Here is a 14,630-nt window from a genome sequence, read left to right as displayed (position 1 = left end):
AAAATCTCAATCGGTTATCGCGGCCTATTCCAGGCGTAATTGTTAATAAAGCATTAATTTATATAATAAAACCAGTATCTTAAATCAATTTAAGGATTGCGCGCCAAACTTGTCTGTGCAAACCTCTAGCCATGGAAAAAAACACACAGCCAAAAAACACCGCGTTGAAAGATCCCGACAATTGGTCAAATCCCATACTCCTGATCACCGATGCGGAAAGTTCTCCTCAGTTCAAAAATGGGGTTGTCGCGTATCAAAAAGGTGATTATCCGGCAGCATTGCGCGAATTCGAACTGGCAGCCGAAAAGGGTAATGCCAGCGCTATAACTAATTCAGCGTTCATGTATCACCATGGATATAGCGTTCCCCAAAATTATGAGACAGCGCAAAAACGTTACATCTTTGCGGACAAACAGGGACTTGCCACGGCTCAGTATAATCTGGGGTTAATGTGCCGCAACGGGCAAGGCGTTGACCAAGATTATGTCGCTGCACCGAAATGCTTTAAGTTTGCCGCCAAACAGGGACTTGCCGAGGCTCAATATAATTTGGGCGTGATGTATTTTGAGGGGCGAGGTGTTTCTAAAGATTATCAAGCCGCGCATATGTGGCTGAATATTGCGGCGATGGGTGGCGATAGAGTTCCGGTAGAGATGCGTGATGTCGTTGCTAATAAAATGACCGTCGCTCAGGTCAAAAAAGCTCAGACGAAGGCAGAAGATTGCATTGAAAAAAATTATACGGGCTATTGAGGGTGCCAACTCATTAATGACATAAATGAATGGAAAAACCAGAAACGCCAGCTTTTAACATCAGCCTTTAACGCCATCTCGCGCCCATCAAAAAAGGGCTGGCAAAACGCCAGCCCTTGTAATTGTTGTATTTTTTTGTAAACCAGACTTTAACGCTTTGAGAACTGGAAGCTACGGCGTGCCTTGGCTTTACCGTATTTCTTACGCTCGACAACGCGTGGGTCACGGGTCAGGAACCCGCCTGCTTTCAACACAGGGCGAAGACCCGGCTCAAACAGCGTAAGGGCGCGGCTGATGCCATGACGAACCGCACCGGCCTGACCAGATAGGCCGCCACCACGAACCGTTGCAATGACATCGAACTCGCCAACACGCTCGGTAGCATCAAACGGCTGGGCAAGGATCATCTGCAACACCGGGCGGGCGAAATAAACCTCAACCTTGCGGCCATTGACGGTGATCTGACCAGTGCCCCGCTTTACCCATACACGGGCAGCGGCGTCTTTCCGGCGGCCAGTCGCATATGAGCGGCCAAGATTGTCAATTTTAGGCTCAGCTGGTGCTGCTGCAACTTCGGCAACAGGTGCATCTGCGCTGATCGCGCCCAATGCCGCTAGACCTTCGGCCTGTGTTTCTGTGTTTTGTGTATCTTCGGCCATGACTACCTCACATTCTTTTTGTTCATGCTAGCAACATCCAACGCGACCGGCTGCTGTGCTTCATGCGGGTGGCTTGGGCCTGCATAGATATGCAGGTTGCGCATTGCTTGACGGCCAAGTGGGCCACGCGGGATCATCCGCTCGACAGCTTTTTCAATCACACGGGTCGGAAACCGACCATCGAGGATTTTGTCAGCTGTGCGCTCTTTAATGCCGCCCGGATGGCCTGTATGCCAGTAATAGGTCTTGGCATTGCGCTTGTTACCGGTCAGATGCACCTTTTCGGCATTGACGATGATAATATGATCACCGCAATCCATGTTTGGTGTATAGGTTGGCTTGTGCTTGCCGCGTACGCGCATGGCAACAAGCGATGCAAGACGCCCAAGAACGAGATCGGCTGCGTCGATGACGAACCAGTTTTTCTCGATGTCTTTTGGCGTTGCAACATAAGTCCTTGGCAAAGGCATGTTATCATCTCCATTTAAAAAATAGCCTGCGCTTATGGCAATCCAAAACCCCCATAAACCCTCGCAAGCGCTACTGTGGCGGGTTATAGGCAGTTTCCCTGACAGCGTCAAATGTTATTTTGAACTGAAAATAATAAATAGTGATGTATTTCAATATCTTATTTATACGGTATTATTTTACCACATATTTTTTCGTTGTTTTTTCGTCCTTTAGAAACCGTTATTGCTTTGGTTGTAACTTGGTTATGACTTGGTTATGGCGGGATTTGTCGATATCACGACTGCCTCCTTGGGCAGTCTTGCCATAGCGGCCTTGGCAGGTTTGATAAAAGCGGGTAAGACATTAGTAGATGCCGCATGGGAAAAAACCGTCTGGCAACTGGCATAAAACACGTTTTTCAAAAGGGCAATATTTTGTTCGTTCTGATCGATAACTACGACAGTTTTACATGGAATTTGTGGCATTTCCTGTCAGATCTCGGTGCTGAGGTCGAGATTTTGCGGAATGATGCCGTGTCGGCTGATGAGGTGATTGCGCGTAATCCGGACGGCATTATTGTCTCGCCCGGCCCCGGAACGCCGCAAAATGCCGGCATTACGATGGATCTTATTCTGGCGGCAAAGACAGCGGGTACACCGCTTCTTGGGGTTTGTCTTGGGCATCAGGCCTTGGCGGCGGCGTTTGGTGCCACCATCATGCGCGTTGATCCGCCTGTTCATGGCAAATTGTCACTGGTAGCAAAGACCCGCAGCAACGCGGTGAAAAGTGATGTTTTGGCGCTGTGTCCTGATGAATTTCCGGTTACGCGCTATCATTCGCTGGTGGTTGACGAGGCCACCCTTCCCGCCGAATTGACTGTGACCGCGCGCACTGCCGCGGGTGCCATCATGGGCATCTCGCATAACACGGCCGAGCTGCATGGGGTGCAGTTTCACCCTGAGTCGATTGCTTCGGTGGCAGGCTATCGTATTCTGGCACGGTTTCTCGAGATTTGTGGGCACAGTATCACATCTGGCGAAACGCTGGATCGGCTGGAGGCGCAAATTCTGCGACTAGACCAGCGGTTTCCTGAACAGATGCACGCGTAAAGCTGCCCTGCCCACATTCATCTGCCCACGTAAAGCTGTCCACGTAAAACTGCCCATCTTAGGCTGAAAAAGGCCAGCTGTTGATCCGTAAATCGGCCGCATCCAGCCCGCGCCTAGTTTTCTGCCTCGATAAAGACACGATACAGGCACGATACGGCCTCTATACGGCCTCTATCCGGCCTCTGTACGGCTTGTGGCGTCTTAAACCCCCTTTTCGGTTGGGCAGCGATGCCTTGCATTGCGGGCGCTTGGCCAATATAGTCTGGCGCAGCAAAATAGCGGACGCATCTATGATAATCGGCTCATAAACCGGCATTAATCGGACTTTCGCACCGCTTGGCGTAACTCGCCGTAAAAAAAGGAAATTGGGTTTATGTCTGAAATTGTAAAGTCATCCCTGACCGCGCTGATTGCCGGCGAACGGCCAACGCCTGCCGCCATTCAGGATTGTTTTACCGCAATTATGGATGGTGATGTTGGCGAGGCGCAGATGGCTGCCTTTCTTATCGCGCTGAAAATTCGCGGCGAGCAGGTTGATGATATTGCCGCCGCTGCCACGGTAATGCGGGCAAAGGCTTTAACCATTCCGGCAAGTGATCTTGCGATGGATATCGTCGGTACGGGCGGGGATGGGTTTGGCACTTACAATATCTCGACGGCCAGTGCCTTTGTTGTTGCCGGATGCGGTATTCCGGTTGCAAAACATGGGAATAAAGCGGTGTCATCAAAAAGCGGCGCTGCGGATGTATTATCGGCGCTTGGGATTAACGTTGATTGCGATATCGCGCTTGTCGAACGTGCCCTCGCCGAGGTCAATATCGCCTTTTTAATGGCGCCGCGTCATCATTCTGCGATGCGCCATGTTGCACCGGTTCGCGCATCGCTTGGTGTGCGCACGATTTTCAATCTTCTTGGCCCGCTGTCTAATCCGGCATTGGTCAAACGCATCATGGTCGGGGTGTTTGATCAAAGCTATTGTGCGCCATTTGCGCATGTTCTAGCGCGGCTTGGCACGACGCATGCGTGGGTGGTGCATGGGGCGGACGGCCTTGATGAGGTCAGCACAACCGGTAAGACCCATGTTGCATCGCTTGTCGATGGCAAGGTTCGGGAATTTACCATTTCGCCTGAAGATATCGGCGTGAAAACCGCAAAAATGGATCAGCTTCGCGGTGGTGATGGTGAACATAACGCGCGCTATCTTCGTGCCCTATTGGAAGGTGAAACCGGCCCTTATCGTGATATTGTTCTGTTCAATGCAGCCGCGGCATTGGTTGCTGGCGGCCATGTTGCCGATTTATCAAAAGGCGCCGCAATGGCGTCAGCGTCTGTTGATGAGGGCAAGGCACTTGCCGCGCTGGATGGTCTGATTGCAATCACCAATGATAAGGCATGATTAGATGAGTAATGTTTTGGCAACCATCATCGACGAAAAACATCTCGAGGTTAGCGCGCTTGCCAAGGCGCAAAGTTTTGCAGCACTGGACAGCGCGGCCAAGGCGGCCTCGCCGGTTCGCGGATTTGCCGCTGCATTGGCGCGTGATAGCGCAGCTGGTTATGGGCTGATTGCCGAGCTGAAGAAAGCGTCACCGTCGAAAGGTCTGATCCGCGCTGATTTTGATCCGGCGCATCTGGCCGCAGCCTATGAGGCAGGTGGGGCAACCTGCTTATCGGTTTTGACCGACCGTAAATGGTTTCAAGGCGCGCCCGAATATCTTGTTGCGGCGCGAGATGCGGTCAGCCTGCCTGTACTTCGTAAAGATTTTATGATTGATCCGATGCAAATCGTCGAGTCCCGCGCCATGGGTGCAGATTGTATTCTGCTGATTATGGCGGCGCTTGATGATGCGCGTGCCGCCGAGCTGGAGGCCTGTGCCACGGAATATGGCATGGATGTTTTGATTGAATGCCATGACGCCGATGAATTAGCGCGCGCGGCCAAATTACGCTCGCCGCTTATGGGGATTAATAACCGTAACCTCAAAACGATGGAAATATCGCTTGATGTTGGCGCGGCGATGCTGCCCCACTTGCCAGATGACCGCATTGCGATTGCTGAAAGTGGGTTATTTACCCCGGCGGATCTTGCGCGGATGGCGGCGGTTGGTGCGCGCTGTTTTCTGATTGGCGAGTCCCTGATGCGTGCCGATGATGTCGCAGCAGCAACAAAGGCTATTTTGGCTAATCCTGTGCCCCGTTCGTAGGCGTTTCAAGTTTAAGAAAGAAAAACCCATGGCTGAATTTACCCATTTCGATAGCGACGGTAACGCGCATATGGTTGACGTTGGCAGCAAGGCCGACACCAAGCGCATTGCTGTGGTTAAGGGGCATATCCGTATGCAGCCCGAAACACTGACTATGATCACTGATGGTACCGCCAAGAAAGGCGATGTTCTGGGAGTTGCGCGGCTGGCAGGAATAATGGGTGCAAAACAAACCGCAAATTTGATCCCGCTTTGTCACCCGCTTGGACTTGATCATGTTACCCTTGATCTTGCACCAGACCCTGAACTACCCGGAATTCAGATCACCGCAACTTGTGCCGTTTCAGGGCCAACCGGGGTTGAAATGGAGGCGATGACTGCGGTTTCAACGGCGGCGCTTACGGTTTATGATATGTGCAAAGCTGTTGATCGCGGTATGGAAATTGGCAATATAAGGCTAACCCATAAATCGGGCGGTAAATCGGGCAGTTATGATGCCGAATAGGCCGGATGCATCCAAACCAGCTGGCAAATCGCCGCTGCTGCCAGTTGATCAGGCATTGGCCGCCATTATTGAGCGCTTGCCACAAACAACGCCGGCACGAAAGCCGCTTGAACAGGCTTTGGGCTTTACCCTTGCCGAAGATTTGACAGCGGCGCTGACCCTGCCGCCACAGGCAGTATCGGCGATGGATGGATATGCGGTTCGCGGTGCTGATGTGACCCAGCTTCCCTGCCAATTAACGCGAATTGCCGAATCTGCTGCAGGCCATCCTTGGGATGGTGAAATAGCTGCTGGACAGGCTGTGCGGGTCTTTACCGGGGCGGCGATACCTGATGGCGCTGATACGATTGTCATTCAAGAAGATGTTGATCCGGTTGCCGAGGAAAACGGCGTTGTTATCACCGTTCGAAGCGCTGAGCCGGTTGGCCGCTATATTCGGCCTGCTGGCCTTGATATCACCGCGGGTCAGGTGATTTTACCGGCTGGAACGCTGTTGTCAGCGCGGTCAATCGGGCTTGCCATTGCCGCGGGTTTGACCACCGCAACAGTGCGTGCCTGCCCCCGCGTCGGCGTGTTGTCGACTGGTGATGAATTAGTGCGCCCGGGTGAGATGCCTGGTCCCGGTCAGATTATCAGCTCAAATGCCAGCTTTTTGATGAATTTCATCACCGCTTGCGGCGGGCACGCGGTCGATCTGGGGATTGCCCGCGACAAACCGGGCGCGATGCTGAAAGCAGTTCAGCAAGCAGGTGCGCTTGATCTTGTTGTTACCACCGGTGGCGCCTCGGTCGGAACGCATGATCATATTGTTTCAGATCTTGGAAGCAGCGCCGAAAACGCGCTGAATTTCTGGAAAATCGCTATGCGTCCGGGCAAACCGCTCATTTCAGGTAACGTTAACAACATTCCCCTGATCGGGCTTCCCGGAAACCCTGTCTCAACGGCAGTCTGCGCGTTGGTGTTTGTGCGGCCGGCTATTGCGCATATGGTTGGTGGCAGCGCCGATCCATTGCAGTTTGAATTGCCGCTTTCGGTCGATGTCGAGGCTAATGATCAACGCCAAGATTACATCCGTGCCGTTATTTCCACCAAGGATGGTCGCCAGACGGTCACCCCGGCACCGCGCCAAGATAGCTCGATGATGTCAGTACTCGCAAATGCGAATGCGTTCATTATTCGCCCGCCCTTCGATCCCGCCAAAGCCGCTGGTGAGCGTGTGTGGGTTATGCCTCTCCCGCCCCTATATTAGGCCGCCCCTATTTTTTGGCAGCAAAAGCCAGCAAGACACAAACGCCGCGTGGTGCCAGCCCCGCTTAGGGTGTGTTTTTATCCGATAAATAGCGCTGGCTGTCTGATTAGGCTTGCCAGCCTTTCGAAACATTGTTAGAACATAAACAGAACGAACAGGAACAAGCGGAGTGTTTCGATGCTTACACGCAAGCAAAGTGAGCTTTTAAGCTATCTGAATGAGCATATGCAGCAGCATGAGGTGCCTCCATCTTTTGACGAAATGCGCGATGCGCTGGGTCTTGCGTCAAAATCGGGCGTTCATCGGCTTGTTTCCGGCCTTGAGGAGCGTGGCTATATCCGCCGTCTTGCCAATCGGGCCCGTGCGATCGAGATTTTGAAACCTGCGGCGGCGGCTGGTGGTGTTGTCACCCGTTCGGTTGAAGCGGCGAGCAATCTTGTTAGCCTCCCCCTTTTGGGCCGGATTGCTGCTGGTACGCCGATCGAAGCCTTGAGTGATCCTACAAATCACCTAGAAATTCCGGCAAGCATGGTTGGCAGCGGTGAGCATTTTGCGCTTGAAATCGTTGGTGACTCGATGATTGGTGCGGGCATTCTGGACGGTGATACCGTGGTAATTCAACGCGCCGAAACCGCCCGACATGGCGAGATTGTTGTCGCATTGATTAACCAGCAAGAAGCAACCTTGAAGACATTGCTAAAAGAACCGGGCCGGGTTGGTTTAGAGGCCGCAAACCCAAAATATGAAACCCGCTATTTCAGCACGGGAGAGGTTGAAGTGCAGGGCAAACTTGCTGGTCTAATCCGGAATTACTAATCATCTTTATTGATTTTTTCTGGACAAAAATCAGATAATTATAGCCTGTTTTCTGACTGATATTATAAATCGGTTTGCCGCTCCTGCAGCGATAGCGCGGCGCGATGATTGTTAGAACAAAGCTGGTTTTATGATCCTTGCAGGCCGCCGTAAGCCCGCGTGACCTTTTGACAATGCTGCCGATCATTCCATCACCGAAATCATGGCGGCATGACGGGTCACATGGCGTTGGTTCATCTGAATTTACACTTTTGCCAAGGCGAAAGGCGGCCATTTAGGCCAGAAAGTCGGATAGATTATCATAAGGGGTCGCAACCACGCCAGGCCCTGCTAGGACCAATCGCGGCGTGCGGCCGACAGCGAATAGCGCGCCATCAGGCACGGGCCGCACCGTCCATAAAAGCGCGCCAACAATCCCGACCACCCATCCGATACTGGTAATTGGTTTGATGAAAAGCTGGGTCAGTATGATACCGCTAACCATCACAGCTAATGCGGTATATTCCGGCGGTGCAACCGGCCATCCAGCAAAAGGGTATTCGGCAATTATGCCGGCAATAAAGACCAATATATTTATCCCGCCAGCGAGGATCGGCGCGACAATCCAGTCTATCCCGAATATTGCGCTGACACTAAACAGCATGCCCATTGGCATAATCCAGAATCTGGTCAATGGGATGCCAATGATATTGGCAATAACGCCCCATGGTATAACAACGCCAAAATGCTGGGCAGCAAACGGTGCAGTTGCCATCGCCGCCAATAGCGACATGGTGATCAAAGCAACCGGATAGCGCAACGACCAATGGAATTGCGAGGCCCCTCTTCTAGCGCGTGCTTCATACCATATGACCAGAATAGCGGTTGCAGCAAAACTGAGCTGAAAACCGGCAGAAAATAGGGCCATGGTATTAACCGCTAAAATCACAAAGGCGGCCAAACAGACATTGCGCAGTGTTAATGCCATCCGGTCGCGTAAAATTGCCAGAACCACCAGCAAAGGCATGGCAAAGGCGCGAACCGCGCTTATGGGTGCGCCCGACATCAAAACATAGCAGGCACCAATTATCGCCGCGGTGATAGCGGCATATTTATGCAAGGGAAACCGGCTGGACATTGCTGGAAACAACGCCCCGACAAACCGGATAAGCGCCATAGTCCCGAAACAAATTAATCCCATATGAAGTCCGGAAATCGCCAGCAAATGCGCCAAACCCGAGTCGCGAAACTGTTTATAGAGTTCATCATTGATATAACGACGTTCGCCAACCAGTAACGCCGCCGCAATCGCCCCTGCCGGCGCGTTCATCAAGCCAACAAGATAGCTGGCAAAGTGAGCGCGGTATCGCGCCAAGAATAAATAAAAATTATCAAAACCGGATCTATCGCCACCATCCGCAACCGGCCGCAAGCCGGAGATAACATAACCGCTTGCCAGAACCCCTTGAGCGCGCGCCTGACGACCGTAATCAGCAACCCCAGCCAGAACCCGCGTTGGCGGCGGGTACAGCCTGACCCGCATGGCTAGTTTGCTGCCAAGCCGCTGTTGATCCTGCCATTCATCGGTGGTGACGCGCACAATACCGCCCGCTGGCAAATGCCCATCACTGACGATCTCGGCGGTAGTATCAAGCCGCAACCATAAGCGGCTGCGGGCATCGGCACGCCCGTCAATTTTTACCAAACTCCCCTCAATCTGACCGGTAATACCGCGGCCAATTTGAGGCGTGTCATGCCGGGCAAATTGCACAGCCGCCACGACGACACCAAGGATAAAAGCAATCAGCAATCGTACCGCCCCATTTAGCGCGGCATGGTGGCGTGCATAAAGTGCCAGAAAAATAGCGGCCAGTATCATGAACGCCCCGCCACTCAAAAGCAGGACAAGCTGATCGCCGTGATGCCACAAGGCCGGCAAGCTATGTAAGAGGATTATCCCCGTTACAAACAGATAGAGATAGATCAATATCCGACGCTCTGGAACAATCAGGGGTGCAATTTGCAGTGCCATTGGTGTAGCATGCGCCCAAGTATGGTCAATGATGCCAGCCTATCAGGAAGGGCATAAAAAACTATGAATGTCGTTACAAGATTTGCGCCGTCGCCAACCGGTTATCTGCATATTGGCGGGGCGCGGACCGCCCTTTTCAACTGGCTGTTTGCGCGCCATCACGGCGGCACTTATCTTTTGCGAATTGAAGATACTGACAAGGCCCGGTCAACAGATGAGGCGATTGCCGCGATCCATGATGGGCTTGATTGGCTTGGGCTTGGCGGTGATCAACCAGCCATCAGCCAGTCGGCGCAAAGCCAGCGTCATTATGAGGTGGCGCTAGCGTTAATCGAGGCTGGTGCGGCCTATAAATGTTATCTAACTGATGATGAACTGACCGCGATCCGCGAGGCCAGCAAACAATCTGGTCATGCTGTCCGTTCGCCGTGGCGCGACAAAAACCCAGATGAGGCCCCGATTGATGCGCCTTTTGTGGTGCGCATGAAAATGCCAAGCGAGGGCAGCACCACAATTCTGGATGCGGTTCAGGGCGCAGTGACCGTGCAAAACCATGTGCTGGATGACATGGTGATTTTGCGGGCGGATGGGTCGCCAACCTATATGTTGGCGGTTGTCGTTGATGATCATGACATGGGTATTACCCACGTGATTCGCGGCGATGATCATTTAAACAACGCGTTTCGCCAATATATGGTCTATCAGGGCATGGGGTGGGATGTGCCGGTCTTTGCACATATTCCGCTTATCCATGGCAGTGACGGGGCAAAATTATCAAAACGGCATGGCGCGCTTGGGGTTGATGCCTACCGCGATATGGGGTTTCTGCCTGACGCGATGTTCAGCTATCTCTTAAAGCTGGGATGGAGTTACGGCGACATGGACATTATCAGCCGTGATGATGCAGTTTCGCTGTTTGATCTTGGCCGGATTGGTAAATCGCCTGCCCGTTTTGATGCTGATAAATTACGTGATGTAAATGCGCATTTCATTCGCACCATGGATGATGACACGCTATGTGCTATGATTACACAAACAATTGCCGAAACTGGTAACAGCCCGTCTGACGCCGCAAAATCTCGCATCCGAGCGCTCCTGCCTTTATTGAAGGAGCGCGCAAAGACCCACCTCGATATCGCTGGTTCAGTTGGTTATCTTTTGATTGATGGTGCGGTCACCATTGAGGATGACGCGGCCGCCCTTTTAAACGATGACGCCAAGAAAACCCTGCTTGACCTTGATCGGGCGCTGGAAACTGCGCCATGGACCTTGGATGGATTGAAAGAAGCGGTTAATGGCTACCTTGTTGAAAACGGGATGAAAATGCGCGATATCGGGCTGCCTCTGCGCGCCGCTGTTACCGGCATGAAGCAAACACCGTCAATCATTGATATTATGGTGGCTTTGGGACAGGCTGAGACCAGTCACAGGTTGCGGATCTCTTGCACACAACGCTAATTTGCAGTACCGTTAGGACGCTCCTCGCAGTAGACACAGTCGCCTGATGCTCAGCGCTGTATTCGTCACATAACTTTTTTCATGAGGTCCGCTGATGGCTGACAATTCGTCTTCCGAAAAATCCGTAACAGTTACTGACAACGCATCAGGAAAATCAACGGTCTTGCCAGTCACGTCTGGAACGATCGGGCCGGATGTTATCGATATTCGCAAACTTTATGCAGAAACTGGAATGTTTACCTTTGATCCGGGCTATGGCGCGACAGGATCATGCGTTTCTGGGCTGACCTATATTGATGGTGATGAAGGGGTGTTGTTGCATCGCGGCTATGCGATCGAGGACCTCGCCGAAAAGGCTGACTTTCTTGAGCTGGCCTATTTGCTGCTTGAAGGCGAGCTGCCCGATCCGGAACAAAAAGAGGCGTTTGATACCGCAATTACCCGTCATACGATGGTGCATGAGCAGCTATCCATCTTTTTACGCGGGTTCCGCCGTGATGCCCATCCAATGGCAATCCTTTGCGGCGTCACCGGTGCATTATCTGCGTTCTATCACGACTCAACCGATATTCATGACCCATTGCAGCGCATGATCGCCTCAAGGCGGTTGATTGCCAAGATGCCAACCTTGGCATCAATGGCCTATAAATATTCGCTCGGTCAGCCGTTTAATTACCCGCGCAACAATCTGAAATATGCCGAAAACTTCCTTCATATGTGTTTTGCGGTACCGGCTGAAGACTATCATGTGGATCCGATCCTTGCCGATGCAATGAACAAAATATTCATCCTGCACGCTGATCACGAGCAAAATGCCTCTACATCGACTGTCCGGCTTGCTGGATCATCTGGGGCAAACCCATTTGCCTGTATTGCAGCAGGAATTGCTTCATTGTGGGGGCCTGCGCATGGCGGTGCCAACGAAGCCGTGTTGAATATGCTGAACGAGATTGGCAATAAGAAAAACATCCCCGAATTTATCAACAAAGCGCGTGATAAGGATGACCCGTTCCGCCTGTTTGGTTTTGGGCATCGGGTTTACAAGAATTTCGATCCACGCGCCAAGGTTCTTCGCAAGGCGTGTCATGACGTTCTTGGCAAGCTTGGCGTCAATGATGCGCTTCTTGAGCTGGCGATGGAGCTCGAGGAATTGGCTGTTAATGACAGCTATTTCATCGAAAAGAAGCTTTATCCGAATGTCGATTTCTATTCGGGCATTATTCTCAAGGCGATGGGCTTTCCGACCTCAATGTTTACAGTCCTGTTTGCTGTGGCACGCACCACCGGCTGGATTGCGCAATGGAACGAGATGATCACTGATCCAACACAACGTATCGGCCGCCCGCGCCAGCTCTATACAGGCCCAGCCCAGCGCCCTTATAAAGATCTTCAGTCCCGCTAAAGATTGTTGGAAATTTTAAATGAAATCTGCTGGCTTGGTTCGTCAACCAAGCCAGTTTTTTAAGGCCCTGATAATCATCTCATCAAAATGATCATGATTGCCGGTTAACCGCTGTTTTAGCTCGATTGCCGCCTGCTGCGCCCTCGATTTGGCCTGGCTGTCAGCAAGGCAATCCATTACCGCTGTTGCCAATGATGTGCCTGTCGCCTGTTCCTGAAAATAAAACGGATATAACGGCCGGCCTAAAATGGCATTTGGCAAAATAACCTTATCAAAATCAACCAGCCGCCGCCCAATGAACCCGCTGATACTGCCAGTGCGGTAACAGGTTACGCCAATTGTGCCACATAACGCCGCCTGCAAAGTAACCGTTCCTGACGTCGCAATCATCGCATCACTAGTCTGCAGAGCCGGAATTAAACCTTGCGGCTGATCAAGAATTACAACCCCCTCACCATCGGTAAGATCACGGATCAGCGGCAAAAGATGTGGTACCGCAGGCAGCACAAATTCGCTCGCAGGTTCATGGGTTCTGATAATCGCCGCAGCCGCCAGCATTTCCGGCAAGATAAGCGCGATTTCACTGCGGCGACTTCCCGGCAATAAGATGATTTTAGGGGGTGAAGACTTAGATTTATCCTCTTGTTTTGCTTTTAAAAAATCACCAAACGCCTCTGGGTGACCAATAAAATGAGCGTCAAGGCCAAGCGGGGTAAAATATTCAGGCTCGAACGGAAACAGGCATAATAGCCCATCCATAATGGCGGCAAATTTCTTTGCGCGCCAGCCGCCCCATGCCCATACTGTTGGGGCAACACAATGAACAATTGGCGCAGACCACCCCGCCGCCTTCATCCGCCGTTTTAACCGCGCTGCAAACCGGATCGCAAAGCCTTTATTATCGACCGTTAGAACAAGCCGGGGCCGCGCCTTCATCACTGCATCAACAAGATCATCAGCAAGACGTGACAAGCGCGGATAGGCGATGACAGCACTGCCAAAACCCATTACCGACAGCGCGTTTATATCCTGCAATGATGCCGTCAACCCCTCGTTCTGCATCAACCGGCCGCCAACACCAATCCATTCCGGCCTGTCATAGGCAGCATTCACCGCGCGCATTAAATGCGCGGCAAGTTGATCGCCGGACGTCTCGCCAGCAATGATGAAAATCGGCGCCGTCATTTGGCTGTGCTGCGGTTAATGCCAATAAGGGTCATATTTGCAGCAACACAAGCAGCTTTTATTGCCGCCAGATCGTCGGCCAAAAGGACGGTATCTGCCTCAATCGCCAAAAGTGATAGCCCTGCTTTGGCGGCCGCCTCAATTGTAACGCAGCCCATAACGGGCATATCGAGGCGCGTGTCCTGTGCGGTTTTACGCATCTTAACCAAACAGCCAACCCCGCTTTCCGCATCAAGCAATGGCTTGGCACGGGCAATCATCTCGTCACTGCCCTCGGCAGCCTCAATGGCGATCACCCGGCCGTTTTGAACGATAATGGACTGGCCAACATCATGCGCGCCCAACGCGTCCAAAACCGCCATGCCAAGTGAAATTGCCGCCTCGCCATCGCCGTCAGGCGCCAGACCAACAATCAGGCCGGATGGCATTTTCCGATCTGGTAGAAATATGTCGACTGCGATGGTTTCAATTCCCTTTTCAGCAAAATAGGCCGCAACATGGCGAAGGGCGTTATCATCACCTTTGGTGATCATCTTGCCAAGGAGTTTCATCCCATCGAAATCCGGGCGTAATGCAGCCATTGACGGCCAGACCACCTTGCCAACCATCACCAATGTCTGGATGCCATGCTCGAGCATGATGCTGCGGGTCTTATTGATTGCCCCAAGGCGAATTGGCACGGTTTGATAGCCGCTGAAATCGGCGTCTGCCTGTCCTTCGATTGGCAGGATCAAAACCTCATGGCCTTGGGCTATCGCTGCCATGGCAACCTCGCCCGGCAAAGGCCCCTTTCCTGCAATGATGGCAAGCCGTTTCATGGCTGTGGCGCC

The 14,630-nt window shown here is 52.3% G+C and carries 14 protein-coding genes; 9 read left to right on the top strand and 5 right to left on the bottom strand.

The window, feature by feature from the left end:
* Nucleotides 1–131 precede the first annotated feature (131 nt).
* Nucleotides 132–752 (top strand): tetratricopeptide repeat protein, encoded by a 621-nt coding sequence (locus AB8881_00650; GenBank protein XDZ63437.1) that lies wholly within the window; start codon nucleotides 132–134, stop codon nucleotides 750–752.
* 149 nt (nucleotides 753–901) lie between these two features.
* Here AB8881_00650 and rpsI read toward each other — a convergent pair whose 3' ends face one another.
* Complete coding sequence (gene rpsI / locus AB8881_00645) at nucleotides 902–1,411, bottom strand: 30S ribosomal protein S9 (GenBank protein ID XDZ63436.1); 510 nt, start codon at nucleotides 1,409–1,411, stop codon at nucleotides 902–904.
* A gap of 2 nt (nucleotides 1,412–1,413) precedes the next feature.
* Complete coding sequence (gene rplM, locus AB8881_00640; protein XDZ63435.1) at nucleotides 1,414–1,881, bottom strand: 50S ribosomal protein L13; 468 nt, start codon at nucleotides 1,879–1,881, stop codon at nucleotides 1,414–1,416.
* Nucleotides 1,882–2,295: 414 nt separating this feature from the next.
* On the opposite strand from rplM, the gene AB8881_00635 reads away from it, so the two are divergent.
* The 6 genes from AB8881_00635 to lexA all read left to right on the top strand — a co-directional run bounded on the left by AB8881_00635 (nucleotide 2,296) and on the right by lexA (nucleotide 7,744).
* Nucleotides 2,296–2,970 carry an aminodeoxychorismate/anthranilate synthase component II gene (locus tag AB8881_00635; GenBank protein ID XDZ64475.1) on the top strand — a complete coding sequence of 225 codons (675 nt, stop codon included), beginning with the start codon at nucleotides 2,296–2,298 and terminating at the stop codon, nucleotides 2,968–2,970.
* A gap of 373 nt (nucleotides 2,971–3,343) precedes the next feature.
* Nucleotides 3,344–4,366, top strand: coding sequence for an anthranilate phosphoribosyltransferase (gene trpD, locus AB8881_00630; protein XDZ63434.1), 1,023 nt, complete (start codon nucleotides 3,344–3,346; stop codon nucleotides 4,364–4,366).
* A gap of 4 nt (nucleotides 4,367–4,370) precedes the next feature.
* Nucleotides 4,371–5,174 (top strand): indole-3-glycerol phosphate synthase TrpC, encoded by an 804-nt coding sequence (gene trpC / locus AB8881_00625; protein XDZ63433.1) that lies wholly within the window; start codon nucleotides 4,371–4,373, stop codon nucleotides 5,172–5,174.
* A gap of 28 nt (nucleotides 5,175–5,202) precedes the next feature.
* Nucleotides 5,203–5,679 (top strand): cyclic pyranopterin monophosphate synthase MoaC, encoded by a 477-nt coding sequence (gene moaC / locus AB8881_00620; GenBank protein XDZ63432.1) that lies wholly within the window; start codon nucleotides 5,203–5,205, stop codon nucleotides 5,677–5,679.
* Complete coding sequence (gene glp, locus AB8881_00615; protein XDZ63431.1) at nucleotides 5,666–6,928, top strand: gephyrin-like molybdotransferase Glp; 1,263 nt, start codon at nucleotides 5,666–5,668, stop codon at nucleotides 6,926–6,928. Before moaC ends, glp begins: the two co-directional genes overlap by 14 nt.
* A gap of 177 nt (nucleotides 6,929–7,105) precedes the next feature.
* Nucleotides 7,106–7,744, top strand: a complete 639-nt coding sequence (gene lexA, locus AB8881_00610) for a transcriptional repressor LexA (GenBank protein XDZ63430.1) — start codon at nucleotides 7,106–7,108, stop codon at nucleotides 7,742–7,744.
* Between the two features lie 274 nt (nucleotides 7,745–8,018).
* On the opposite strand, the gene AB8881_00605 is transcribed toward lexA, so the two are convergent.
* Nucleotides 8,019–9,755: a ComEC/Rec2 family competence protein gene (locus AB8881_00605; protein XDZ63429.1), complete on the bottom strand. Its 1,737-nt coding sequence runs from the start codon at nucleotides 9,753–9,755 to the stop codon at nucleotides 8,019–8,021.
* A gap of 63 nt (nucleotides 9,756–9,818) precedes the next feature.
* On the opposite strand from AB8881_00605, the gene gltX reads away from it, so the two are divergent.
* Together gltX and AB8881_00595 are read left to right on the top strand one after the other, a co-directional pair.
* Nucleotides 9,819–11,213, top strand: a complete 1,395-nt coding sequence (gene gltX, locus AB8881_00600) for a glutamate--tRNA ligase (protein ID XDZ63428.1) — start codon at nucleotides 9,819–9,821, stop codon at nucleotides 11,211–11,213.
* A 94-nt stretch (nucleotides 11,214–11,307) separates the two neighbouring features.
* Nucleotides 11,308–12,615: a citrate synthase gene (locus tag AB8881_00595; protein ID XDZ63427.1), complete on the top strand. Its 1,308-nt coding sequence runs from the start codon at nucleotides 11,308–11,310 to the stop codon at nucleotides 12,613–12,615.
* 42 nt (nucleotides 12,616–12,657) lie between these two features.
* Here the strand turns inward: AB8881_00595 and lpxB are convergent, their stop codons facing one another.
* Both lpxB and AB8881_00585 read right to left on the bottom strand, forming a co-directional pair.
* The gene (gene lpxB, locus AB8881_00590) at nucleotides 12,658–13,800 is read right to left on the bottom strand and encodes a lipid-A-disaccharide synthase (GenBank protein XDZ63426.1); all 1,143 of its coding nucleotides are present in this window, start codon (nucleotides 13,798–13,800) and stop codon (nucleotides 12,658–12,660) included.
* The gene (locus AB8881_00585) at nucleotides 13,797–14,618 is read right to left on the bottom strand and encodes an LpxI family protein (GenBank protein ID XDZ63425.1); all 822 of its coding nucleotides are present in this window, start codon (nucleotides 14,616–14,618) and stop codon (nucleotides 13,797–13,799) included. Before AB8881_00585 ends, lpxB begins: the two co-directional genes overlap by 4 nt.
* Nucleotides 14,619–14,630 lie beyond the last annotated feature (12 nt).

It is taken from the genome of Alphaproteobacteria bacterium LSUCC0396, assembly GCA_041228345.1.
Classification (GTDB): domain Bacteria; phylum Pseudomonadota; class Alphaproteobacteria; order Puniceispirillales; family Puniceispirillaceae; genus UBA3439.
The sequence above is the reverse complement of the archived record's forward strand: the minus strand, read 5'-3'. Positions and strand labels throughout refer to the sequence as shown.